This is a genomic window from Candidatus Zixiibacteriota bacterium (assembly GCA_020853795.1).
GTDB lineage: Bacteria > Zixibacteria > MSB-5A5 > CAIYYT01 > CAIYYT01 > JADJGC01.
The window spans coordinates 94,596-120,722 of sequence record JADYYF010000109.1 but is presented as its reverse complement, the minus strand read 5'-3'; the positions used below and the strand labels follow the sequence as shown (position 1 = coordinate 120,722).

The 26,127-nt window shown below is 58.6% G+C and carries 18 protein-coding genes; all 18 read left to right on the top strand.

The window, feature by feature from the left end; genetic code table 11:
• Window positions 1–13 precede the first annotated feature (13 nt).
• Window positions 14–1,966, top strand: coding sequence for a 1-deoxy-D-xylulose-5-phosphate synthase (locus IT585_08930; GenBank protein ID MCC6963362.1), 1,953 nt, complete (start codon window positions 14–16; stop codon window positions 1,964–1,966).
• Window positions 1,966–2,832 (top strand): NAD(+)/NADH kinase, encoded by an 867-nt coding sequence (locus IT585_08925; protein MCC6963361.1) that lies wholly within the window; start codon window positions 1,966–1,968, stop codon window positions 2,830–2,832. Before IT585_08930 ends, IT585_08925 begins: the two co-directional genes overlap by 1 nt.
• Window positions 2,833–2,877: 45 nt before the next feature.
• Window positions 2,878–6,609 carry a S8 family serine peptidase gene (locus IT585_08920; GenBank protein MCC6963360.1) on the top strand — a complete coding sequence of 1,244 codons (3,732 nt, stop codon included), beginning with the start codon at window positions 2,878–2,880 and terminating at the stop codon, window positions 6,607–6,609.
• Complete coding sequence (locus IT585_08915) at window positions 6,606–8,732, top strand: T9SS type A sorting domain-containing protein (protein MCC6963359.1); 2,127 nt, start codon at window positions 6,606–6,608, stop codon at window positions 8,730–8,732. The genes IT585_08920 and IT585_08915 overlap by 4 nt, the downstream gene beginning before the upstream one ends.
• A gap of 87 nt (window positions 8,733–8,819) precedes the next feature.
• Window positions 8,820–9,542, top strand: coding sequence for a hypothetical protein (locus IT585_08910; protein ID MCC6963358.1), 723 nt, complete (start codon window positions 8,820–8,822; stop codon window positions 9,540–9,542).
• 50 nt (window positions 9,543–9,592) lie between these two features.
• Window positions 9,593–9,907, top strand: coding sequence for a LapA family protein (locus IT585_08905; protein ID MCC6963357.1), 315 nt, complete (start codon window positions 9,593–9,595; stop codon window positions 9,905–9,907).
• 2 nt (window positions 9,908–9,909) lie between these two features.
• Window positions 9,910–10,980 (top strand): tetratricopeptide repeat protein, encoded by a 1,071-nt coding sequence (locus tag IT585_08900; GenBank protein MCC6963356.1) that lies wholly within the window; start codon window positions 9,910–9,912, stop codon window positions 10,978–10,980.
• On the top strand, window positions 10,916–12,001 hold the full coding sequence (locus IT585_08895; GenBank protein MCC6963355.1) for an SPOR domain-containing protein: 1,086 nt from the start codon (window positions 10,916–10,918) through the stop codon (window positions 11,999–12,001). The genes IT585_08900 and IT585_08895 overlap by 65 nt, the downstream gene beginning before the upstream one ends.
• Entirely contained in the window at window positions 12,002–14,614 is a 2,613-nt protein-coding gene (mutS, locus tag IT585_08890; GenBank protein ID MCC6963354.1) for a DNA mismatch repair protein MutS, read from the top strand. It begins immediately after the preceding gene.
• Window positions 14,598–16,439: a DNA mismatch repair endonuclease MutL gene (gene mutL / locus IT585_08885; GenBank protein ID MCC6963353.1), complete on the top strand. Its 1,842-nt coding sequence runs from the start codon at window positions 14,598–14,600 to the stop codon at window positions 16,437–16,439. Before mutS ends, mutL begins: the two co-directional genes overlap by 17 nt.
• A complete protein-coding gene (miaA, locus tag IT585_08880) occupies window positions 16,432–17,361 on the top strand; it encodes a tRNA (adenosine(37)-N6)-dimethylallyltransferase MiaA (protein ID MCC6963352.1) in 930 nt (309 codons plus the stop codon). Before mutL ends, miaA begins: the two co-directional genes overlap by 8 nt.
• 53 nt (window positions 17,362–17,414) lie before the next feature.
• Window positions 17,415–19,490, top strand: a complete 2,076-nt coding sequence (locus IT585_08875; protein ID MCC6963351.1) for a LysM peptidoglycan-binding domain-containing protein — start codon at window positions 17,415–17,417, stop codon at window positions 19,488–19,490.
• A 10-nt stretch (window positions 19,491–19,500) separates the two neighbouring features.
• Entirely contained in the window at window positions 19,501–20,409 is a 909-nt protein-coding gene (gene sppA, locus IT585_08870; protein MCC6963350.1) for a signal peptide peptidase SppA, read from the top strand.
• A 95-nt stretch (window positions 20,410–20,504) separates the two neighbouring features.
• Complete coding sequence (locus IT585_08865; GenBank protein ID MCC6963349.1) at window positions 20,505–20,798, top strand: integration host factor subunit beta; 294 nt, start codon at window positions 20,505–20,507, stop codon at window positions 20,796–20,798.
• A gap of 242 nt (window positions 20,799–21,040) precedes the next feature.
• Entirely contained in the window at window positions 21,041–21,919 is an 879-nt protein-coding gene (locus tag IT585_08860; GenBank protein MCC6963348.1) for a DUF429 domain-containing protein, read from the top strand.
• Between the two features lie 106 nt (window positions 21,920–22,025).
• A complete protein-coding gene (locus IT585_08855) occupies window positions 22,026–22,250 on the top strand; it encodes a helix-turn-helix transcriptional regulator (GenBank protein ID MCC6963347.1) in 225 nt (74 codons plus the stop codon).
• Window positions 22,247–22,873, top strand: coding sequence for a hypothetical protein (locus IT585_08850; protein MCC6963346.1), 627 nt, complete (start codon window positions 22,247–22,249; stop codon window positions 22,871–22,873). The genes IT585_08855 and IT585_08850 overlap by 4 nt, the downstream gene beginning before the upstream one ends.
• A 228-nt stretch (window positions 22,874–23,101) precedes the next feature.
• Window positions 23,102–25,954, top strand: coding sequence for a T9SS type A sorting domain-containing protein (locus tag IT585_08845; protein ID MCC6963345.1), 2,853 nt, complete (start codon window positions 23,102–23,104; stop codon window positions 25,952–25,954).
• Window positions 25,955–26,127 lie beyond the last annotated feature (173 nt).

Genomic DNA, 26,127 nt, shown 5'->3' with positions numbered 1-26,127 from the left:
GTATCATCGATATATGACCAATTACCTGCGTTCGATTAAGTCTCCGCAAGACCTCAAGAAGCTTCCGCCGGAGTCGCTCAGCGACTTGGCGGCTGAGATCCGCGAGGAGTTGCTCTCGATTCTTTCCCAGGTTGGCGGCCACCTTGGCGGCAACCTCGGGGTGGTAGAGCTCTCGATCGCGCTCCATTACGTCTTCGACAGCCCGACTGATCGCCTGGTCTGGGACACCGGCCACCAGAGCTACGTCCACAAGATGCTCACTGGGCGCCTGGACCAGATGCCCAGCATTCGCCAGTTTGGCGGATTGTCGGGCTTCGCCAAGATCACAGAATCGGAACACGATTCTTACGGTGCCGGCCACGCTTCCACTTCGATTTCCGCCGCGTACGGCATGGCGGTGAGTCGCGATCTGTCCGAGAAGAAGAATCACGTCATCGCCATCATCGGCGACGGCGCGCTCACGGGCGGGATGGCGTTTGAAGCGATGAACAATCTTGGGCATTCGGGCCGCGACATGATAGTCGTCCTGAATGACAATTCGATGTCGATTGACAAAAACGTCGGTGCACTCTCCGAATACCTGACCGAATTGCTGACGGACCAGACTTACAACAAGATCAAAGACCACTTGTGGGAACTGACCGGCCGGTTGCGCAAGGGTTCGGCGATCCGGACGATGGTCGGGCGACTCGATGAGGCGGTCAAGGGTGTGCTGGTGCCGGGCGTGATTTTCGAAAAGCTCGGTTTCCGCTACTTCGGTCCGATCGACGGCCACGATGTGCAGGGACTGGTCAAGACGCTCGGCCAGTTGGCGACGCTGCACGGCCCGCTGTTGTTGCATATTCGCACGCAGAAGGGGAAGGGATACAAACCGGCCGAAGAGGACGTCTGCAAGCTGCATGGCGTCAACAAATTCGACAAGGTCACAGGCAAGTCCGACAAGGCGGCGGGGGTGGCGTATACAAAGGTCTTTGGCCAAACCATGATCGAGCTTGGCAAGCTGCATCCCGAGCTGGTGGCCATCACGGCGGCGATGCCGACCGGAACCGGCCTGATCGATTTCGCGCACGAATTTCCGGAGCGGTTCTTCGATGTTGGCATTGCCGAACAGCATGGCGCGGTATTTGCGGCCGGGTTGGCGCGCGAAGGCAAGAAGCCGGTCTTTGCGGTCTATTCGACGTTCCTCCAACGCGCTTACGATCCGTTGATCCACGATATCGCCCTGCAGGGATTTCCGGTGCTGTTTGCACTCGATCGCGCCGGTTTAGCGGGCAACGACGGTCCGACGCATCATGGTGCGTTTGATATCTCTTACCTGCGCCCGGTACCCAACATGGTGATCATTGCGCCGAAGGACGGCACCGAACTGCGCCAGAGCCTGCATCTGGCCATGAAGAATCTCACCGCGCCGACCGCCATTCGCTGGCCGCGGGCCGACATCCCTGAAGGGCAATTACAGCTTGATCGTCCCGAATTTGAGTGGGGTACCTGGGAGCAGGCACGTGACGGCAAGGATGGCGCGATTCTCGCCGTCGGCACGATGGTGGCGCAGGCGCTGGCAGCGGCGCCATTGCTGGAGAAGCGCGGCTTCAAGCCGGCCGTCTACAATTGTCGATTCGTCAAACCGTTCGACGAGAAGATGCTGACGGAAATTACGCAGCGATTTTCCAAATTGATCACGATTGAAGAAGGCTCGCTGATCGGCGGATTCGGTTCCGGCATCAATGACTGGCTCAACGATCATGCCCGACAGGATATCCACTTGCGCCGTTTGGGTCTGCCGGACGAATTCGTTGAGCATGGCTCGCGCAACGAGTTATTCAAGCTGTTAGCGCTTGATCCGGAGGGTATCGCCGACAGCATCTCCTCGTTTTTGAGCGGCAACGCGGAGTCGAGCGAAGCCGCTGCGCCCGGCGTCGTCAACCGCATCGCTAATCTACGCATTGCCGCCAAGGGCAAACTCTGATGCGCTTTGGAATCATCGCCAACCGCAAACGAGTTGGCGCCGACACCGTCGTCAAGCGCGTCATTACCTGGATTGACCAGAATCATCACGACTACCGCGTTTCCGAAGCCTTGCGCGATTTGGCGCCCGATCCGGCGAAGGTGATGCCACGCGGGCAGCTGGCGCCCTGGTGCGAGATGCTGATCTCGATGGGCGGCGACGGCACGTTATTGGCCTCCGCGCGCGAGATCGCCGATTTGCAGACGCCGATTCTCGGCGTGAATCTTGGCTCGCTCGGCTTTCTGACGCAAATCTCCGCGGACGAGGTCGAGTCCCGCTTGCAGGATGTCGCTGTCGGCAATCACAAGATCGAAGAGCGGATGCTGCTGGAGGCGGGAGTCAATGACGACCTGGCCGATACGCGGTACTTCGCGCTCAATGACGTAGTTGTCGATCGCGGCAGTCTGGCGCGCCTGATCCAGCTTGATTTGTACGTCAACGACGAGTTCATCTCGACTTATCGCGCCGATGGCCTGATCATCAGCACGCCCACCGGCTCGACGGCGTACAACTCCGCCGTCGGCGGTCCAATCCTTAATCCGCTGATGCGGGCGATCGTTTCTTCGCCGATTGCGCCGCAGTCGCTGGCGGCGCGGCCGCTGCTGTTTGACGGCAACGACGTCGTTCGCATTCGCGTCTTATCGCCGGCGCACAATAGCCTGTTGACGATCGACGGCCAGATTTCCGTCAATCTCCGCAATGGCGCGGAGGTGACGATCCGCCGCGCTCCGCATGCCACTCATCTGGTGACGTTCGCCCACAATTCATTTTATCAGATTCTGCGCACGAAGCTGCATTGGGCGGTTCTGCCGCGTACCGAGCAATAGCGATTTCATTACGCGCACCGGCTCCGTCTTGCGTCTATCAGACGAATGAGCGATATTGTCACCGTGCGCCCGAACCAATCACAAACTCCTGCCACCGAGACGCGACTGCTGATGCGGGTGGGTCGGATCGTCCTGACCGCTGCATTGCTGGCGCTCGTCGCGCACGGTGGTCTCAACGCTTCCGACTATCATCCCAGCCGACTGATCGTCAAGTTTCGTCCCGGGGCTGCTTCATCTCAATTGAACAAGGTCGCGGCCGTCGCCGGTGCGCGCGCTGTTGAGCCGCTCGTGCCGTCCGCGCAACTGGTGCACCCTGATGCCGAAGGTCTGGCACGGGTAAATATTGTCGAGTTCAACTCGGATTCGACGCGGGCGATTGCCGAATCGATTCTCGCCGCCGACCCTGCGGTCGAGTATGTTGAACGCGACTACTACATGCAGCTTTTCGCCGATCCGCTTCTCCCGAACCAATGGGGATTGGTCAATACCGGCCAGCCATATCTCGGAATCGTGCGGGTGCCCGGATTCGAGAATGATTCGCTGCGGTTATTCACCGGCACACCCGGCGCGGACATCGGCTGGGGGCAAGTCAGTTCCGCACCGGCCGATCGCAGCCGCGTGCGTGTCGCGATCATCGACACCGGCGTGGACTACCATCATCCCGACTTACAGGGGCATATCTGGCACAATCCGGCTGAGACGAACGGCATTCCAGGCTTCGACGACGATTTCAACGGTTATATCGACGACACCGTCGGCTATGATTTCTCCGGTGATGTGATGGAGGGAATTTCCGTCTCACCCGATCCCGACCCGGTCGACACCATCGGCCACGGCACGCATGTGGCAGGGATCGTCGGCGCCGTTGCCGGAAACGGCATTGGTATCGAGGGTGTGGCGCGCAACGTCGAAGTGATGTGTCTCAAGATCTTCCCGAATGCGCTCGCGTCCGCCAGCGCACAGGCGATCATCTATGCCGTGAATCAGGGCGCCAAGGTGATCAATGCCTCGTGGGGATCGCCGTACTATTCGACAATTCTGGCGGAGGCGGTGCAGTACGCCGCCGATCGCGGCGTAGTTTTTGTGGCGGCGGCGGGCAATTCGGGGACCTCGACACCGTTTTTTCCCGCCCGTCTCGACCACGTCCTGACGGTCGGTGCCACCGGTTCGGCTGATCGCGTGACAACATTTTCGACCTATGGCGACTGGCTTGATGTTGCCGCGCCGGGCGAGAATATTCTTTCGCTGCGGGCGGCGCGCACCGATCTGTATGCGGCGCAGGGAGAGCCGGAAATCCGCATCATCGATGAGTTCTATTATCTCGCCGACGGCACGAGCATGGCGGCCCCGCACGTCGCCGCTTCGGCGGCTTTCATTCTATCGGTCGCGCCCGGTTTGCCGCGCGATTCGGTCGAGCAACTGCTGATGGGCAGTGCCGACAAGATTGCCGATCCGGACGGTCGCTTGCAGGGGAATTTCAGTCCGTACGCCGGGTGGGGGCGCATCAACCTGGGCCGTGCGGTGGGATTGCTGCAGGACGAATATGCCGAGATCGAGTCACCACACCCAAATGCATTGGTGACAGGAGTTGTCAATCTGCGCGGTTCGGCGGTATCGCAGCTGGGTAGTAGTTTCGTGCTCGAAGTACGGCCGGCTGCGACCGGTGACTGGACTACGATTGCAACGGGACCTGGCGACATCGTGCGCAATCTGCTGGCACGCTGGGACAGCAGCCCGTATGACGGCGATGCGGATCTGCGCCTGCGCGTGGGTACCAGCATCGCGTTCACAACGACAATTCGGATTGCGAACTCGGTCGTGGTTGAATTGCTGACGCCGCACGACGGCGATACTGTCTATTCGGTTGCGAATATCGTCGGTTCGGCTTCGTCGCCGACTTTCGATTCCTATCGGCTCACGTATGCGCCGGAATCGAATCCGAAGCAGGAAACGTTGATCAAGTTTTCGACGGAAATCAGTTATCGCCGCGAATTGGCCGAATGGACAGTGGGTCAACTTCCGCCGGGACGCGGATTCCTGACCTTGACCTTGACTGATGATGCAGGTGAGCACGCCGTTTCCAATCGCATCGTGATCAAATCGACCGTGGCGGCCGGCTACCCGCTGGCGCTGCCGGCGCGGCCGCATCTGACCTCTGCCGCCGGCAATCTTGACGCAGATCCGGGGCGCGAAATCGTCACCGGTTCGCGCGCCGGATTGCTGATCAACGACTACGACCAGCCCGGTCTGCGCACGATTGATCCGCATTTCGGCAACACCTACGAATCGTCACCGGCACTTTGTGATCTGGATAATGATGGTCGCGACGAGATCGTATCGATTTCTGATCGCGGCGTCATTGTCGTCAATGGAGAGGGCGAGTCTTTGCCGGGCTGGCCGAAGGCGGTCAATACCGGTTTGCAGTTCAACTCCTATCCTACCCCACTTGTTTCCGATCTTGACGGCGACGGCGAGATGGAAGTTCTCTTCGTCAACAGCGCCGGGGAGATCTATTGCTGGCACGCCGACGGCTCGAGCTATTTCCGTACCACGCGCGGGCTCTTTGCACGGCTGAGCGAATCGGGCCGCTTTAAGGATTACGGCGGTTCAACCGCGGCATTCTTGTTTGCTTACGACTTTGACGGTGACGGCTACCGCGATGTTGGCACGCTCTATACCGCCGCCGGCGCCGATGGTGGTGTCTACCTGTATTCCGGCAAGAACGGCGCGCCGTACAATGCCGACCTTGGTGCGCGCATCTTTTCCTCGGACGGTATCTTCGGCGGCGTACTTGCAGACTTTGACAACGATGCCGTTCCCGAGATTGCTTTCGCGCACTGGTATTCGAGCAACCTGGCGATGGCGGTGCGAATTATCGAAGCCGACGGTTCCGACCTGCCCGGCTGGCCCAAGTTGTTTCCGGAGAAGATCCAGTGGCTGACCTCATATCCGGCGGCGGCCGACCTGGACAACGACTCGATTCCAGAATTGATCTGCGCATTCAGCGCGCTCGACGGCGGCGAGGTGTTCGTGTGGCACGGCGACGGCCGGCCGCTGCTGGCCAATGAATTTGGCCGTAACGATGGCTTCCTGGCCGGCACGATCAACTCGCTGTCCAACCCGCTCGTGCTCGACGTCGACAATGACGGCCAGTTCGAGATCGTCTCGCGCGGCGGCGCCTTGCTCATCGGCAAGCCGGAACGACTGCTGTGCTGGGAGACCGACGGCACGACGACGCCCGGCTGGCCGGTTTACACCTTCGCCAATCCCGGGGTCGTCACATATGCGCCGCATACGCCGGTGGTGGGCGATTTCGACGGCGACTCATTGCTGGAAATCTACATTGGATCTTCCGATGGGCGCATCTACAGTTGGGACTTGCCGACGGTCGCGTCTGATTCGGCGGTAGCATGGGGGACATTCCTCGGTGATACTCGCAACACCGGGATGTTGCCGAGCCTGGCGCGTCCGCGCACGCCGCAACCGCCACCGTTGCCGACCACGTTTCGTCTGGCGCAAAACTATCCGAATCCGTTCAATCAGACGACGGTCATTGAAGTCGACGTTGTCACCGCCGCACCGGTCAAGATTGAGATCATCAATCTCCTGGGCCAGACCGTTGCCACACTCGTTGACAGGTTCCTGCCGGCGGGGTTTCACCGTTTCGACTGGAACGGCCGCGATTTCCACGGCCGAGAGGTGGCATCGGGTGTCTACTTCTACCGCTTGCGCATGAACAACGTCAACGAGACGCGCAGAATGGTGTTGTTGAAATGAAGTGGCTGCGATTGGTCCTGGTCCTGCTCCAATGGTTGTCAATGCCGGTTTGGGCGGACGTCGGTCCGGAGATGTTCGAGCCGGTGACGACAATTCCGCTCGGCGGGGCGCGGTCGTTTGCCGTAGCGCCCGACTTTGTGCTGGCTCTCGGCGATCGTCAGGTGCTGCGGCTGCCGCTGAACGCGCAACCCCGCCTCGTACCAGATGCGGCCATCACGCTGGCCAGCGAATTTGCCGGCATCACCGCCGCCGGCGACCGAGCCTACGTTTACTCGCGTCAGCGTCGTCTTGCCGTGCTCAATTGGCGAGAGTCGGCCCTGACGGCGCCGGTCGAGTACCTTCTGGCCGACACGATTCATGCCGCCACGGCGCGCCATGACACGCTCTTTGCGGCATTGGGCGTGGCGGGAATCGCCCTGTACGATGCCTCGATGCCGGGTCGCCTGCGCGAGATGGCGCGATTCACGGGTGGCGCCTACTACATCGGGTTGGCGCTTCACGGCCGCTTTCTGCTTGCCCTTGATCGCCTCAACGGAATCGATGTTTACGACCTCAGATCTTCAGAGATGTCGCCGGTAGAACGTATTCTGCGCGAGACGCCGCCGACGGCCGTGGCGCCGATCGCGGATGGCTTTGCGATTTGCGACGGCGGTCAGAGTGTCGACTTGTTCCATCTGCAAGATGGCCGCGTCAACGGAGTCGATTCAGTTGTTTGCGATTTCGCCGTCACTCAGCTTGCCGCCGTTTCCAGATTCTTGATTGCCGGCGGTCCCGACGGTCTGTGCCGCATCGTCGATTTCGATAATCCAACAGAGGCAGCGACAATTGCGGTTGGTTATCCGGTGGCACAGTGCGAAGGGCTGAGCGTTGACGGCAAGACCAGATTCTACATTCGCGATGAGTCGGGACAGATCGCTGTGATCACGGTTGGCGGCGAGTCGGTCGGCGAAGCCTCCCGATTTGTCCCGCCGGAAACGCCATTGGCGTTTGCCGCAACCGATCGCGGATTGCTGTATGCCGACTCCGGTGGTCGCTTGCGATTGCTTGGCAATAGTGAGAGGGAGGCGAAGACGGTTGGAGTTGGTGGATTCTTCAATCGGCTGACGGCGGCGGGTGATGTGATCGTCGCAGCTCAAGCCGGTTCCGAACAAGTCTATCTTTTCGAATTTGACCGCGGCAACGACCTGCGACCTTCGGCAGTTGTCTACACCGCGGAGCCAGTCTCAGCAGTCTATCTGCGTGAAGCGGGCGTCGACAAGCTGGAACTCGTCGTCGTTCATGCGCGCGGTTCGATGAGTTACGCTTTCGATCGCCAATCGCTGGCGGTGGAATTCTTAAGCAGTCACTCCGTCGACTTTGCGGTTTCGGGCAGTCAGATGGGCGAGTCGTTGCTGTTGCTTGCGTCGGAACGCGGGGAAGGCGCCATCATATCCCTGGATGATCCTGCGGCAACGCCGGCCACCGTTGATCTGCCCGAGCGGCCGCGGGCGTTTGCGATCGCCGGAGATCGAATCATCGTGGTCGCAGCCCCATCAGGAGTCAGCGTTCTGGAATTCGATGCTGCGACCGGCGCGGTAACTCCGATACAGCTGCCCTTGGTCATGACCTCGGCATTTGATCTTCGCTACGATTCCGTTGCGCAGATTCTGCTGATCGCCGATGCCGTCGGTGGCGTGCGCTATCTGGATTTTGCCGATCCGTATGCGCCGGGACCCGTGTACACGATCGAGAACAGCCACGGAGCTTATCGGCTGGCGGCCGGGGGAGATCGACTGCTGGTGCTCTCATCGTCGCGCCTATCGGTCTATGACGGTAGCGAACGCCATGCGCCTGCTCCCGGGAGTCAGCGCGCGCGCATCGATCTCACGCCGTTCTACCCAAATCCCTTCAACTCCACTACGACCGCGCAGATTACTGCGATCGCGCCCGTTGCGGTTGACCTCATGGTGGTCAATTCGCTCGGTCAGACGATTTGCCGCCAGACGTTGGCGCTCGCCACCGGCAGTACCGTGACCTGGGACGGTGTTGATCAAAGCGGCCATGCGGTTGCTTCCGGCATCTATTTTGTGCGCGTCGCTGGGGCAGGGCAAGTGGTCACGCGCAAGGTTGTCTTGCTCAAGTAGCTTGCGACCGCGTGAACATTTAAATGCTTGACCTGATCAGCGTTAAGGGTATAAATTGATGAGTCTTATAACCGGTGGGAGTTTGCTGTGAAGATACGAATGGCAAGAATTGCCGGGCTCGCGCTGACGGCGATCCTCGTATTGGGGATGGGGCTCACGGCGCAGGCCAAGAAGGAAAAGGTTGGCGTCTTGAACAAAGGCGTCTTCACGGACAATCGCTTTGGTTTTTCGATCACGATGCCCAAGGAATGGCGCGACGGCGGTTTGCGCGACGAATATTCGCCGGAGCGCATCAGCTTCCTGTACAAGCGGACGCGGGTCCCGGCGCGCTTGCGCGACAATCCGGAAGAGGCGCTGCGCCCCATCGTCATGGTTTTTGCCGATTCCAATACGCTGCCGACCACGGCCTTCGTCGATTCGCTGCGCAGCGGCCTTACCAAGGACTCGTTTCGCGACAAGATTCTGAATAAGTCGGTTTTCTTCCAGCGGGGAGCGCCGAATCCGGCAGAGCAGTTGCGGGTGCAGAACGTCAAGATTGGCGGCCGTGACGCCGTGCAATACCAGATGCGCCGCGAGTATGCGGTGCAGGTGCAGCCGGAAGGCCGGTCGGTGCCGGAACTGGTGCGCGAATTTCGTTCCGGCTGGGTTTATCTGATTCCGCTGGAGGGCGCCCTGGTGTACATGGAGTTGGTCTGCGAGCGGCAGTTTGAAAACGAGTTGCAGCCCGAGTTTGAGGCGTTTATCAATTCGGTGACCTTTGATCAAGCCGCCGGTGATTCGACCGCGGCGCCGCTGGAGAGTGGCGAGTAACGTTCGCTGCGGCGCAGTGTCGCGCTTGAGTCAGGCTATGGAGGAGGACTATGTGGGCCGTTAGAATGTTCCTCATGATCGTGTTTCTGATTTTCGCGATCGCCTTCTTCATTGCCAACGCGAATCAGCGCGTCGATATCGCCTTCGACCTGATGTTCATTCATTACCGCCATCTGGACGCGCCGCTCTGGGGGGTGTTGCTGGTGGCGTTCGGCGCGGGAATGATCGCCAGCTTTTTGCTCGCGGTTACGTATTTCTTCCGGATTTCCTCGGAATCGGCCGCCAATCGACGCTTGGTCAAGCGGCTGGAAGCGGAAATCACGTCGTTGCGAAACCGACAAATTGATCAGATCGACTCGATTTAGCCATGTTCGATTTTAACATGTACTACTACATCATCGGCGTTGCCCTCGTCCTGTTGCTGATTGCGCTGTTTTCGTTGCAGGTGCGCCGGCGCCGCCGCGAGCGCGCCAAGGACGCCAGCCTGTACGTATCCGCGCTGCAGTCGCTTTTGGAAGGCGACCAGGTGGCGGCGTTCCACAAGCTCAAGGATGTGGTCGCGCAAGACACGCACAATATCGACGCCTATTTGCGTCTGGGGCGGATTCTCGCTGACCGTGGCAAGGCCAAGCAGGCGATTCAGGTTCATTCCGACCTGCTGATGCGCGGCGATATTACGCCGGCGCAGCGCCAGGCGGTGCAGCATCATTTGATAGACGACTTTGTCGCCGACGGCCAGTTGGAGAAGGCCGTTGCGCTGCTGAAGAAGGAATACGATCGCGACCCGGCCAATCTCAAGTCGGGTGTCCAACTGCTCGATCTGCTTGGCAAGACGGAGAAGTGGGAGGACTCGGAGGCGGTCGCTGAGAAGCTGTTCAAGCGGGAGCCGACGCTCTTTCGTAACCGTCTCGCCGATGTCAAGAGTCGTCTGGCTGATTTGCTGGCGCAGCGCGGCAAGGGCCGCAAAGCGCGCACGCTGTACAAGACCGCTTATCATCTCGACCCCACCCGCCATGACGTCTGGGTCAAAGTCGGTGATTCGTACATTACCGAGGAGCGGGTCGAAGACGCCGTCAAGGCGTGGATGACGTTCGTGGAGAAGAATCCAGATCAGGCGCATGTCGTCTTTGATCGACTGCGCCGCTCGTTTTTCGATCTCGGGCAATTCAACATGATCTCGAGCGTCTTTGAGGGCATCCTCGAGCGCGATCCCAACAATATCAGCGCCGCCATGGCGCTGGCCGAGCTTTACGAGAAGAAGGGCGATCGCGCCCAGGCGCTGGACTACTTCCGGCAGATCATTAACGCCCATCCCGCGTACGCGCCGGCTCATATCGGTGTCGCGCGCATCTATCGCGGGCAAGGACGGATCAATGAAGCATTCGAAATACTGGAGAACCTCTACTTCAGCCAAGAGGCGGCCCGTCAGCGCACCTGATCGCGCGCTGCGCACTTTGGCGGCCGGGCTCTGGTTGACTGTGTCCGCCGCGGTCGGCGCTATGGCTTCCGACCAGTTGGCGCGCGTCGACGAGTGCCTGCAGGCCGGCGAACTCACTGCCGCCCGCCTGGCGTTGCGGGAGGCAGCGTTTACGCCGGATCACTACGGCTGGGAGTTTCGCCACGCGCTGTTGAATCCGGACGGCGATCAAGCGGCCGCGCGCGTGCGCGCGCTGCTCGATAATGATCCGCCCGCTGAGTTGCGGTGCCGCATGGCGGAGTTCTATGCGCAGTATTGTCTGCTGGCCGGCAATTGCAATGCCGGTGCTGTGGCGGCCCACCGTGCTTTGCGTTCGTGCGTTCACGTGCAGCGCTGTGAGCCGTTGCAGCTTCTGACTGCTCGTCTCGACCTCGCCCGCGGGGAAGATCGCGCGGCGGAGGGTCAATTGCGACGTTTGCTGAAAGAGTCTTCCGATCCCGATGTGAATTCGCAGGCGCTCTGGTTGCTTGCCGAATCATTCGCCGCACGCAAGAAACTCGGTGCCGCCAAGGAGTTGCTGGCGCGCTTTGCGACACGCCCGGAGAATCCCTATTTTGCGCCGGCGGTGGCGCGATTGGCGGAGCTGCTCGAAGTCACGGACGAAGCCCCATCGGCAAAATCGATGCGTGAGCGCTTGATCGGTGAGGCGCCGCAATTTGCCGCTCTTACCGGCGCCGCACCGACAGATGACCCAGCTGCAGTGACGGTTGCGTTCACGATGCCGGCCAATCGCACACCACGATCGCTGGCACAGCTATTTGCCGTGCGCGTTGGTGAATTTGACCGCGAGGCTGATGCGCGCCGCGTCCACCAGCGGCTGCTTGCGCAGGGCTATACCGCGCGGATGACGGAACTGGAATCCGGCGATCGCCCGCATTTCGTAGTGGATGTCGGTCGCTTTAATTCGGCTGATGCCGCCGCCCGCTTCAAACAGCGCTTTGAGCGCGTCACCCAACAGACCGTCACGGTCGTCGCGCTGTAAATGTCCGACAAGACCACGCCGCTGCTTGAGCAGTACTTTGCCATCAAGAAACAACACCCCGACAAGATCCTCTTTTTCCGCATGGGGGATTTCTACGAGATGTTTGGCCGCGACGCCGAGATTGCCGCGCCGATTCTCGGTATTGCGCTGACCTCGCGCGCGCACGGCCAGACGACGCGCCTGCCGTTGGCCGGTGTGCCGTATCACTCGGCCGAGAAGTATCTGACGCAGTTGATCCGTGCCGGCCTCAAGGTCGTTATCTGCGAGCAGGTGGAGGATCCCAAATTGGCGAAGGGACTCGTCAAGCGGAAAGTAATCGAGATTATTACGCCCGGCACGATCACGATCGACAGCGCACTGCCCGCCGAACGCGACAGTCTATTGCTGGCGATTCATACCAACCAGCCCGACCGGCTCGGCTTCGGCGCCGTAGACATCACCACCGGCGCGGTAACGTTTTATGAAGGTGATCTGGCCGGAACGTTGGACCGGATTGAATCGCTGGCACCGTCGGAAGTCCTGATCTCCGATGAGGACACCGTGAGCCTGGTCCGACATTTGGCGCGATTGGCGGCGGCGCCGACAAAGCTGGAGTCGTGGCGCTTCCAAGTCGACTTCGCGACGGAGAAGCTCAAGAACTTCTATGAGGTCGCTTCGCTCGAGGCGTTCGAACTCAACCATGCGCCGCGGGCGACCGCCGCGCTGGGTGCGCTTTTCTCGTATATCGAAGAGATGAAATTCGCGGCGCCGGGGCATCTATCGCCGCCACGGCTGGCAGATGATCCCGATCACGTCTATCTCGATGCTGCCACCGTTCGCAATTTGGAACTGCTGCAATCCAATTCCAGCGACAAACGCGAGCACACGCTGTTCGGGCTGCTCGATTTCTGTCGCACGGGAATGGGCAAACGCACGCTGGCGCGCTGGCTCGTGGCGCCGCTGAAGAACATCGAACGCATCCTCGCGCGTCAACAGGCGGTCGAACGGTTTTATCGCGAAGACGAATTACGCGAAGGTATGGCACGCGCGCTTGCCGACCTGATCGATCTGGAACGGATGGCGGGCAAGCTCGGCAATCGCAAGGCGAACCCGCGCGACCTTGTTGCGCTGGCGGGCAGCTTGCGGCGACTGCCGGAGATCTCCGGCTTGTTGGCGAGTTGTGGTGTTCCGCTTCTGGCGTCATTGGCGAAGCGGCTGCCGGAATTGCAGGCGGTGGTCGGCGATATTGCCTTGGCACTCGTCGATGAGCCGCCGATCCTGGCCAACTCCGGCGGCTTAATTCGTACCGGGAGCAGCGAGAAGTTGGACCGCCTCAAGTCGTCAATTAAGGACGCGGTCGATTACATCTCCGGCCTGCAGGAGAAGCTGCGCACCGAGACCGGAATCGGCAATCTCAAGGTCGGCTTCAATCAGGTGTTCGGTTATTACATTGAAGTCTCGAAGGGTCAGTTGGCAGCAGTCCCGCCACACTTCATCCGCAAGCAGACGTTGGTCAACGCCGAGCGGTATATCACGGATGAACTGAAGAAGAAGGAAGAGTTGATTCTTGCCGCCGAAGACGGCATCAATCGCCTGGAGGAGGAGTTGTTCCTCGAGCTGCGCGATCGCGTCGCCGCCCACGGCGAGCAGATCAGTCGCGCCGGCCAAATCGTCGGCGAGCTGGAGACGCTGCTGGCTTTTGCGCTGGCGGCACGGCGCTATGGGTACGTGCGTCCGCAGTTGACGACCGAGCCGATCCTGGAAATCATCGAGGGGCGCCATCCGGTGATCGAGCAGATTCTGCCGCGCGGCGATTTTGTGGGCAATGATACCCGGCTCGATGCCCGGGACGCGCAAATTCAACTTCTCACCGGACCGAACATGGCGGGGAAGTCCACATATCTGCGGCAAGTCGGGCTGATCGTAATCATGGCCCAGGCGGGCGGTTTCGTGCCTGCCGAAAAGGCCACGATCGGGATTGTCGATCGCGTCTTCACGCGCGTCGGCGCTTCGGACCGTCTGACGATGGGCGAATCGACCTTTCTGGTGGAGATGAACGAGACGGCGCGAATCCTCAACAATGCCACGCCGCAGAGTCTGATCCTGCTCGATGAGGTCGGGCGCGGCACTTCGACCTATGACGGTCTGGCGATTGCCTGGGCGTTGTGCGAGGCGCTGCACAACGATACGCGGCTCAAGTCGCGCACGATTTTCGCCACCCACTTTCACGAACTAACAGAACTTGCGAATCTCTGCGCGCGTATTCGCAATTTCCAGGTACAGGTGCGTCGCCACCGCGATCGCATCGTATTCCTCAGGAAGGTCGTACCGGGCGGTTGTGATGACAGCTTCGGGATTGAGGTGGCCAAGCTGGCGGGAATTCCCGGCACATTGACAGCCCGCGCCAAGGAGATTTTGGCGGAATTGGAGTCGGGCACATTTGCGCCGCTCAAGACTCGCAGTCGCTATCACTATGTCAACCCAAACCAGATGCGGCTGTTCGAATCGACCGAGCCGGAGACCTTGAAGCGACTGCGCTCCGTCGACGTCGACAGCCTGACGCCGATCGAAGCGCTGAACCTGGTCAACGAGCTGAAGAAACTTGCGGAGAAGGATAATGGCCACGCGGATTAAGCTGCTGCCCAACGTGCTGATCAACAAGATCGCCGCCGGCGAAGTGATTGAGCGGCCGGCCTCCGTGGTCAAGGAGTTGATCGAGAATAGCCTTGATGCCGAGGCCACCTCGGTGCGGATCGACATCGCCGAGGGCGGGCTGGGCCGGATCGAGGTCAACGACAATGGTTACGGCATGACCCCGGAAGATCTTCGCCTTGCCGTCTGCCGCCACGCCACCAGCAAGATCGATAAGCCGGAAGACCTCTTCAATATCAAGTCGTTCGGATTCCGCGGCGAAGCGCTGCCGTCGATCACCTCGGTGTCGCAGTTCGCGGTCAAATCGCGCAATCGTGGCGCCGCCTCCGGCTACCGGCTGGAGATCGACGGCGGGGAAGTGGTCGGCGAGTCGGAGGTCGGATGCGACTATGGCACGACGATTACCGTGCGCAATTTGTTCTTCAACACGCCCGCGCGCCGGAAATTCCTCAAGTCGGCTTCGGCAGAAGTGCGCCGGGTGATTGAAGTGGTCGAGTCGATTGCGCTCGGCAATCCGCAGTGCGAATTCATCCTCGACTCCGACGGCCAGCGTCTCGTCGATCTGGCGGCAACCGCCGATAGATTCGCCCGCGCCGGGCAGTTGTTCGGCGTCGCCAACGCTGCAAAATTCGTTCGCGGTGAGCGCGCCGCGGATGCACTGCGCGTCGAGATTTATCTTTCAAAACCGGAGGCCTGTCGGCGCAGCCGCTCGCGGATTATGATACTTGTCAATGGCCGCCGTATCGATTCCAAGTCGCTCTTTGCCGCAATCACTTCCGCCTATGGAGAATTTCTCGCGGGCGGGTTGTATCCGCAGGGTGCCGTCTTCATCGCGATCGATCCGGCGCTGGTTGACGTCAACGTGCATCCGGCCAAGTCGGAAGTTCGCTTTGCCGATGAGCGCGCCATTTTTCATGCGCTTTACAGCTTGGTGCGCGAGTCGCTCCTGCAGGGGAACATCGTTCCCGGATTTGGTGCAGCGTCCGGCCGCAGGGGCGAGGATTACTCCGGCTATGCGCGTGAAGTTGACCTGCGCCGCTCGCTGGGAAGTTTCTTCGAGAAGGAACTCGGCTCGGAACGTGGGGAACATGCGTTGGCGGCGATTTTTACGCCGATACCGACCGGGCAGGCCGGGCAAGCGGAACTGCCTTCGCCGCAAGGGGAAGCTGTGCCGGCCGTTGTCACGATTCCACCTGGACAGCCGACCGAGCGCACCCACTTAGCGGCCACGATGAAAGGCGACGCGCGTCTGCATCAATTCAATCTGCTCTACATCATTGCGATTACAGCCGACGCGGTGCTAATCATCGACCAGCACGCCGCTCATGAGCGCATTCTCTACGAGCTGGCACTCAAGTCGCTCGGCCATCATGCTATTGCCAGCCAGCGCCTGCTTTTCCCGATTCCGGTACATCTTGAACCGGAAGATTACTTCACCTTCAATCGCGAACAGGAGTCGTTTGCGGCGCTTGGTTTTGTCGTTAGCGCTTTCGGGCCTCGCCAGGTGCAGCTTGAAGCCGTCCCGTCGGTCCTCGGCGGCAAGAATCCTGAGACACTCTTCCGCGAACTGCTGGATGATTTCTCCGAGTTGAAAGGTGATGAACAGAAGCGTTTCCAGAAGCGGGCCGCCTCGTTTGCCTGCCGGGGTGCAATCATGTCTGGCGATAGACTCACCGAGGTTGCGATGCGTGCGCTATTTGAGAACTTGATGACTGCCGAGAATCCGTACGTTTGTCCCCATGGCCGGCCCACGATGATTCGCCTGTCGCGACACGATCTTGATGTCAGATTCGGGCGCCTTGGTTAAGCCGATCATCCCGGTGCTGGTCGGACCGACCGCCGTCGGCAAGACCGCCGTTGCGCTGGAACTCGTCGACCGTTTCAATTTGGAAGTCGTCTCTTGCGATTCCCGCCAGATTTACCGCCGACTCAACATCGGTACAGCCAAGCCGACCCGGACTGAACTCGCCGGCCGACCTTATCACCTGATCGATTACGTCGAACCTGATGCAGTCTACTCGGCAGCGCGTTATCGCGAGGATGCTGACGCCGCATTTACCGAGGTCTTTTCGAAAGGTCGGGTCCCCCTGGTTGTTGGCGGATCCGGGCTGTATCTCAGGGCTCTGGTGGTGGGGCTTTTTGAAACACCACCGGCCGACCCGGATTTTCGGGCGCGTTTGGAAGCGTTTTCGGCAGCAGAGCTTCATAGCCAGCTCGCCGGGATCGATTCGGAGGCAGCGAGGGTAATTCCGGCGGGAAATCGGCCGCGCCTGGTTAGGGCATTGGAAATCCATAACTTAACCGGCTTGACCAAAAGCGAACTTGCAAAGTCCGGTACGTATCCTCCGAGTCGGTATGAATTTCTCTTATTTCTCTTAAGCCGTTCAAGGGAAAAACTTTATCAAATTATCAATTTGCGGGTCGATAATATGATACGGGACGGATTGATCGCAGAAGTCGATCAACTCTGCGCGGCGGGTCTTGCCGACTCGCCGGTTTTGCGACGAACAGTTGGATATCGTGAAGTTCTCGACTTCTGGGACGGTCAGTTTGGTCATGATCGATGTATCGAATTGATCAAGCAACGGACCCGCAACTATGCTAAACGACAGTTGACCTGGTTTCGTCATCAGGTTCGAGCCGAAACAATCGAATTGGAGTCTTCCGGTTGGCGGCAAAAAATGTTCGGCTGGTTCGACAAATTTAAACTTGACAGGAAATTATGCTAAGTCATATCTTCCAACAGCTTACAGTCTCCATGCTTTCAGGGAGGAAGTCTTTAATGCCTCGTTTGTTATATTTTGTCGCGGTGGTGATGTTGGTGGTGGCGGGGTGTTCGTCGGCAGTGCGGGAAAATCGCACTTTGGCCGTTGCGACAAATATATCTACTGAGGCCGAGTCTCCATCCTCTCAAGCGAATGTCAGTGAATCGATTCCAGCGAATAACGAGGCGGTAGTCGCCGCGCAGAACGAATTGAACCTCGCCGAAGAGTATTTTCAATACGGAGTTCAGGCTAACTCGCAGGAACAGTGGCAGGAAGCCCAGTACAATTTTGAACGCGCCCTGACGATTCTTTCCGACCTCGACGTTGATCCGACGGACGAAAGTGAAATCGGCCAACGCTACTTTAAGTTGTTGGGCGACATTCGCTCGGAATACAAGCTGACCTTGCTTTACCTCGCAACTCTTCCCGGAGAGACCTCCAGCTCCGCTTTTGTCGATCGGTTTTTGGAAATCGATGACTTCAGCAAACTTCGGGAAGAGCCGGTAGTTACTGACGTTGACAAGACCGCAGTATTCGATGTTCCGGTGATAGTCAACGAAAAGGTCGAGAATTGTATCATATACTTCCAGACGCTGGCGCGCGATTTCTTCCAAGCGGCTTTGACGCGTTCGGGCAAGTATTCTTCGACCATGATCCGGATCCTTGAGGAAGAAGGCCTGCCGCGCGATTTGGTATACCTGCCTCTGATCGAATCTGGATACAAGACCAATGCCTACTCCTGGGCAGCCGCGGTTGGACCGTGGCAGTTCATCTCTGGAACCGGAAAACAATACGGACTTTATCGTAATTGGTGGTATGATGAGCGGCGCGATTTCGAGAAGTCGACGCGGGCCGCCGCACGCTACCTGACTTTCCTTTACAATCGTTATGGTGACTGGTACTTGGCTCTGGCGGCGTACAATGCCGGCGAGGGTCGGGTCGATCGTGCGGTCAAGCGCGAGAACACCACCGACTATTTCCGTCTCCGGAGTCTGGCGCGTGAAACCAAGGACTATGTTCCGTTGTTCCTGGCGGCGACGATCATCGCCAAGAATCCTGAGAAATACGGTTTTGCGTCGTACTTCGAAGAGCCGATTGACTACGAGACGGTGACCATCGACAAGTGCGTCGATCTTCGTGACGTTGCACGTTCGCTCGGGACGAGCCTTGAGTATCTTCAACACCTGAACCCCGAGTTGCTGCGCAATGTCACACCGCCGAATGCCGGCTCATATCGGCTGCGAATTCCGACCAACATGGAGACGGCGTTTTGGGCGGCCTATGACGGTTTTGAGAAACCGAAGGCCTCCGGCATGGAGCAGCATACGATTCGTCGCGGCGAGACGTGGGCCAGTATCGCCAAGAAATACGGAGTTTCGGCCAAGAGCCTGGCAGCCGCGAATAACGCTTCGACCAAGAGCAAGCTGATCGCGGGTCGCCACTTGCTGGTCCCGATTCAGAATCCGGAGCTGGCGCGATCGGGCGGATCGAGCAGCGGCAAGAAATCCGGCTCCGGCTCGAAGTCGTCGGCGCTGGCGGCCAACGGCACCTACACGGTGCGCAAGGGCGATAACCTCTGGCAGATCGCGGAAGCGCACGGCACGACGGTGAACGATTTGCGCTCCCTGAACGGGTTGGGACCCTATTCTGAGCTTCATCCCGGGCAGAAGCTCAAAGTCAACGCGTCGGGAACGAAGGCGGCGGGCAGCAAGGCGTCCTCCGGCAAGATCATGACCTACAAAGTTCGCAAGGGGGATACGCTGGACAAAATCGCTCAGAAGTACGGAACTTCCGTGCAGGACATCGCGTCGATCAACGGTATGCATACCATCGACTATCTTCGGGTCGGGCAGTTGATCAATGTTCCGGCATCGGGTGCCAGCGCGAGCAGCAAGTCCGCGAGTAAGTCGACAGCCTCGGCCGGCAAGAAATCGCGTTCGGGCGGTGTGCTCGTTTACGTGGTCAAGGCCGGCGACACCCTTTGGGACATTGCCAAATCGTTTGGAACGACAGTGGAAGACATTGTGACGTTGAACGGGCTTTCATCCAAGCGCGTGAAAGTCGGAGATCGACTCAAAGTCAAGCGAGGTTAAACGCTCAGGAATGGCAAAGGCGCGGGACATCATAATCGGAGTCGTGATCGGGGGGAGCTTCCTGCTCTTCTTTGGAATGATCATTGCATTTGTCATGCTGGGTCGGGGCGGCTCCAGCGACGGTTTGCCGTCATTCGGTAAGAAGGTCGCCATCATCAATATCTACGGTGTTATCGAGTCCTCTACCGATATCGTCCGCCAGCTTGACCGCTGGGCGGACGACAACAGCGTTCAAGCGATCCTCCTGCATATCAATTCCCCCGGCGGCGGCGTGACGCCCTCGCAGGAGATCTACGAAAAGATTCTCAAGGTCAAAGCCGAGACGAAGAAGCCGATTGTGGCGTCGATGAGTTCAGTGTGCGCTTCCGGCGGTTACTATATCGCCTGCGCAGCCGACCGGATTGTCGCCAATCAGGGGACGATTACCGGATCGATCGGAGTGATTTTTCAATATCCCGTCATTGAAGAGATGTTCAACAAGGTGGGGATCAAGTACCAGACGATCAAGTCGGGAGGACGCAAGGACGTCGGTTCGCCGTTCCGGGCGCCAACGGAGGCGGACTCGACCATGCTACAGGCGGTGGTGGACGACACGTACGACCAGTTTGTGCAGGCGATCGTCGATAACCGCGACATGGGTCGCGACGAGGTGATCAGCCTGGCGGACGGCTCGGTGTATTCGGGGCGGCAGGCGTACCGGCTTGGGTTGGTCGATACGCTGGGCACGTTTGAGGATGCCCTTGACATCGCCGGCGAGATGTGCGGGTTGGGGAAGGACCCCGACAGTGTCCGTGAAATTCCGCGTCGGCGGGCCTCGCTGTGGGATCTGGTGGAGGGGCTGTTGAATTTGGACTTGTCGGGTCTGCTGGCCCGCGGCGATAACCTGATTTATCCGCAGTTGCGCTATATTTTCAACTAATCTTGATTAGGGCAGGGCAACGGCAGTAAACGGCAGAAGTGGAGCAAGGAAGAAAGAAGTTTAACGGATATGATGTCGGAGGAGAGTGACCCGAAATGACCAAAGCTGATCTTGTCGAGCGTGTCGCCGAACGCACCGGACTGACCCGTACCGACGTGGCTGTCGTGGTGGATTCGTTCCTGGACACGATTAAGAAATCCATGGAAGAAATGCAGAATATTGAAATTCGCGGCTTTGGCACCTTCAAGATTAAGTTGAGAAAGGCGCGCAAAGCCCGGAATCCGCGGACGGGCGAGGAAGTGCCAGTGCCGGACCGCAAGGTGCCGGTGTTCAAGCCGTCGAACGAATTCAAGGATCTGATCACCAAATTGCCGCTGGCGGGTCAGTAAGAATTCTGCTTGCGTTGCGGGCGCAGACTCCTATATTGGCGGTCTGTTTGCTTAAGAGTACTATTACGGAGGTTTAATGCCGAGCGGCAAAAAACGGAAACGTCAGAAGATCAAGACGCATAAGCGTAAGAAGAGAAGAAGACGCGATCGTCATAAAAAGAAATTAGGTCGTTAGGGCTGCATCAAGCAGCCCTTTCTTTTTTGGGGGTGTCATGACCGGTGCATTCTCCGATGCTGTCAGTATGCAGATCCTGGGCCTCGACTTCACCAGCGCTCCGCGTAAGTCCAAACCGATTACCGTTGCGCACGGTGCTCTGACCGGTAACCGGCTCGTAATTGAATCACTCGCCACGATCCCCGACTTTGACGGTGTCCGAGCTCTCTTGAGTTCGCGCGGCCCCTGGATCGCCGGGCTCGATTTTCCTTTTGGCTTGCCGCGCAATTTTCTCGAGGCGGTCGGGTGGAGCGGTTCATGGGCGGACCAGGCAGAACGCGTCTCGAAGATGAGTAAGGGCGAATTCGAATCGGTGTTAGTGGCTTTCAAGGCGGGCCAACCGGACGGCCAGAAGGAGCTCCTTCGGCGTACCGACCGGCCCACAAGAGCCAAGAGCCCGCTCAAGCTGAACAATCCCCCCGTAGGCAAGATGTACTTTGAAGGTGTCAGGCTGCTGCTTAACTCGGAAGCGTCCGTCTTGCCGTGTCGACCCTCGGAATCTGATTGCGTCATCTGCGAATCATATCCGGCGGTGCCGGCTCGACTTCTGATCGGCCAGACGACTTACAAGAACGATTCCAAGAAGAAACAGACTATCTCTCAGCTTGAGGCACGCCAGGCAATTTTGCGTGGGATAAGCACTCCTCAATTCGAGCACTCTTATCACATCTCGGTGTCAATTGACCCGGTTGTCGTAGGTGCTGCGATCAGCGACCCGTCTGGCGACACACTCGATGCCATTCTGGCCTGCATCCAGGTGGCTTCCGCGTCACTGGATTCGACCGGTCGCTTCTATATCCCTGAAGACGTCGATCCGTGCGAGGGCTGGATCGCCGATGCGGTGATCTTTGATCAGCTCGACGAGGTCGAGCATCACCTTGCCACAGTGTCGCGGCGATCGCACTGAACGAGAAGCTCCCCAAATCCAGGCCATTTTAGTATAAATTGAAATATTATAAGTGAAACTAAGAATGTTTTAACTTTTAGTTAAGATCTTCGTATTATCTCCTGTCATGGCGATACGAATAAATCTTGACGTAATGCTTGCCAAGCGCAAGATGTCGCTGACCGAGTTGGCGGACCGGGTTGGTCTTACGTTAACCGCGCTATCACTTTTTAAGACTGAGAAATCTAAAGGAATCCGCTTCTCATCGTTGAATGCCATCTGTCGCGTGCTGGAATGTCAGCCCGGCGACCTCCTCGAGTACACAGCGGATCAAGACGGAGGTTCAAAATGATGCAGGCAGAAGAGATGGTCGTCAGCACGAGCAACCGCTATTTGCTCGCGGGCTGGATGTCGATCATTGCGGCGGTGTTGTTTCCACTGCAGTTCATCGTCGGAATCGTGCAGGGTATCATCGGAGCACGGACCTTTCACATCAAAGGTCCCATTGTCGGTCCGGCTGACTTCCTTGGACTCATTTCGACAGCCCTGGCGGTGTATGTCATCATCATGTTCCGGCAGTTGCTGCATGAACGCTTCCGCTACCACGGTGTTGATCTCCTCATTACAATCTCGATCTGGTGGTTGATAGGATTTCAGGTATTGGGGTTGATGCTCAAGACGATGCTGCTGCTGACGAATCTGCCGGAGCTGATGCAGATCGTCATGATGCTCGGCCTCTTCTCGGTAGCGATGGTGACGGTGGGGATTGTCGATATCATGATTGCAGTGCGCCTGCTCAAACTCAGAGAGCAGATGAGTGACTTGTTAGCGGCATACGTGTATTTAACCCTCGCGGCGGGAATACTCGAAGTGACAATTCTGCTCTCGCCGCTGGCACTGATTCTCGTTCCGATCACGTCAATCATTCTCGGAGTAGTCTTCCTTCGCGAAAAGGAGGAAGCCGAGTTCGTCTAACGCGCAGCCGCCTCAACTCGGCTGCCCACTGATTGCTCAAAGCTGTTGGCGATCTCTCGCAACGGCGGTCCACAACCGACAGCAGGAGCGTGCCAAATAAGAGGGCAGTTCCTACCAATGAGGAAATCTCTTCCACCCAACGTCGCCCGGTTAAACTCTGACTGTCTCTTCCCCAACGACTTAGCCCGGCTTTCACTTCGGCACGCTGTTTGATCTTGCATCAGGGGCATGAAAGCACGTTTTGCCCTGATTTGCTTCTTTTTGGTCTGCATCCTCTGGTTCGCAGATGGACGCTGCGACGTCGCCGATTTCCGCGTTAATGACGATTTCGGTACCGCCTATCAGGGATACTCGCATATCGCGGTCGACCTCGACGGCAACTTCGTCGTCTCCTGGTACGACAAGCGCAATGGCGATAACGACATTTACCTCCAAGCCTTCGACCACCTCGGCAATCGCTCCGGCTCAAATCGTCGTGTCAATGACGATCCCGTGGGCAATGAGCAACTGCGGCCCTCGTTGATGAAAGATCAACTGGGTAAGTTCATCGTCGTCTGGCAGGATTTCCGCATCACAGGCTATCCATTCAACGGCGATATCTACGGACAGCGCTTCAACGCCGACGGCTCGCTGGTTTCGACCAACACCAAAGTCAACGACGATTTTGGAGTCGAGACGCAGGGCTGGCAGGATATCGACTGTGATGATTTCGGCAATTACGTGGTGGTCTGGGAGGACAACCGCAACGGCAATTACGACATCTACGCCCAGCGCTATCACAAGTCGGGCACCAAGCTGGGCGCCAACTTCCGCGTCAACGACGACGCCGGCGCGGCCTACCAGCACAATCCCAAGATCGCGGTTGACGGGGATGGCGATTTCATCGTCACCTGGTATGACAACCGCTCCGGCCGCGACAACATCATGGCGCAGCGCTTCAATGTCTCCGGGGTCGCGCAGGGCACGAATTTTCTCGTCAACGACAATATCACGAACAACAAGTGCGTCTTTGCCGATGTCGCTTGCGACTACAACGGCAATTTCACGATCGCCTGGATCGACTATCGCAACGGCGTCTATCCGAACAACCCCGATGTTTACGCCCGCAACTACTGGGCGAACGGCACGGCGCGGTCCGACAACTACCGGGTCAACGTCGATGGCGGGGCGGTGAATCAGGCCGAAGCCTCGGTCGCGATGGACTACTTCGGTAACTTCATCATCGCCTGGCGCGACGACCGCCTCGGCAACAACGACATTTATGCACAGTACTATCGCGCCGAGGGCAGTTCGCTCGCCGGCAACTATCGCGTCAACAGTGACGCCGGCACCGCGACGCAGTCGTTCCCGAACGTCACTATGGACGGGATCAATATCTACTACACCTGGACCGACGATCGTAACGGCAGCTTCGATGTCTACGCCAAGATCACCGAGTACGGCGCGCCGGCAATCGTTGTGACGCCGACTTCGCTGACATTTTCCGCGCAGCAGGGCGGCTCCAATCCGCCGAGCCAGCAATTGCTCGTGAATAATCAGGGCTACGGTATACTCAACTACAGCGTGACCGACAACCAGCCATGGCTGACCGTAACGCCGACTGCCGGCGCAGCGCCGGCCACGCTTGCCGTCGCGGTCAACATTGCCGGCCTGGCCTATGGCGACCATGCGGGGCGCATCACCATCAGCGATGCCTCCGGCAAAGACTCGTCACGCACCGTGGTGGTTGCGCTCAGCATCACCGCGCCGGTCTTGAGCATTACCCCCTCCTCAATAGATGTCCAAACCCAATTCGGTTCAGCGCCACCGGACGACCGGTACGTAATGATTGAAAATTCCGGAACCGGAACATTAGACTGGTCCGCCAGTGGCGCGCCGAATTGGCTGAAATTGTCGCAGGTGTCCGGAACGGCGCCGAGCGCAGTTGATCTGATTTTTGAAACCGACTCCTTGCCCGGGCCAGGTGAATACAGTGCGGCGATCACCGTGACCTCGTCGCAGGCGGCCAATTCTCCGCAGCAGTTCACGGTCAACTTGAACTACATCGTCAATGCGCCGATCCTGACAATCGATCCCGATACGCTGCATTTTGGCTTTCTTGCGGGTACATCCGTGCCGGCGCAGGAACTGGTGATCTACAATTCCGGTACCGGCACGATCGATTGGATGATTGTTCCCGATGCCACCTGGGTGGCGACCACGCCGGAGGCGATGCTTGGCGACGGCGTAGTTTCCGTGTCGATTAATACCGCGCTGCTTCAGGTTGGTGAGCACTATGCGCATCTGACGATCAGCGATCCGGCGGCTGTGAATTCTCCGTTAATGGCAGTGGTTCACGCCACAGTTCTGCGTCCACCTGACACGCTCGCTTTGGAGGCGATTAATGCTGCGGTTGGTCAGCCGTTTGAGGTGGCGCTCAGTCTGCGAAATTACCTGGCGGTCGATAGCGTTGCTTTCGATCTCACGTTTGATGATGCAGCGATGACTCTCGACTCGGTGAGTACTACGCTGCGCAGCGGCGGCGTTCTGACCTGGCAGTCGAGTGCGCCCACGATGCTGGGAATCACGTCGGTGGCTGTTGCCTCATCGCCGATGAGCGATCCGCTGGCTGAAGGCTCCAGTGCGATTGCGATTCTGCACTTCACCGCGGGCAGCGATGTCGCCGACGGAGAATACCCGATTGAATTGAGCGGCGTCGTTCGCGACACTTCCGGCGCGATTTCAGCACCGGTCGCTCTGGCAGGAAGTGCCGCGATTACCTCCTCGACGCCGGTGTATCCGGTCGAAAGCCCGATTATGCCGACGGATTTCACTCTTGGTCCGAATTATCCAAACCCCTTCAATGCCGCAACGATCATTCCGTACACACTGAGCCAATCATCGTTGGTCGACCTGCGCGTGCTCAACATTCTCGGGCAGCAGGTGAAGACGATCTTCACCGGCGAACAGCGGATCGGCGGCTACTACGCCACGTGGGATGGCGACGCCGATACCGGCGAGACGCTGCCGACCGGAATCTATTTCGTTCGCCTGCAGGCGGACGACCAATCCCGCACGATCAAGGTCTTGCTGCTTAAGTAGGGCCGGGGCCGGCGACTTGGACGAATGGCAGGTCTCCTCAAAGATGAGCCGTCATTCACAGTATTTCCGTTAGGAGGCCTGCCCCACAACTTCCTGAAGTCACCATTTTGCGCCGCGCAATCGAATGCGTATATTCGGCAGACATGCGATTTCGTCTACTCATGCTTGTATGC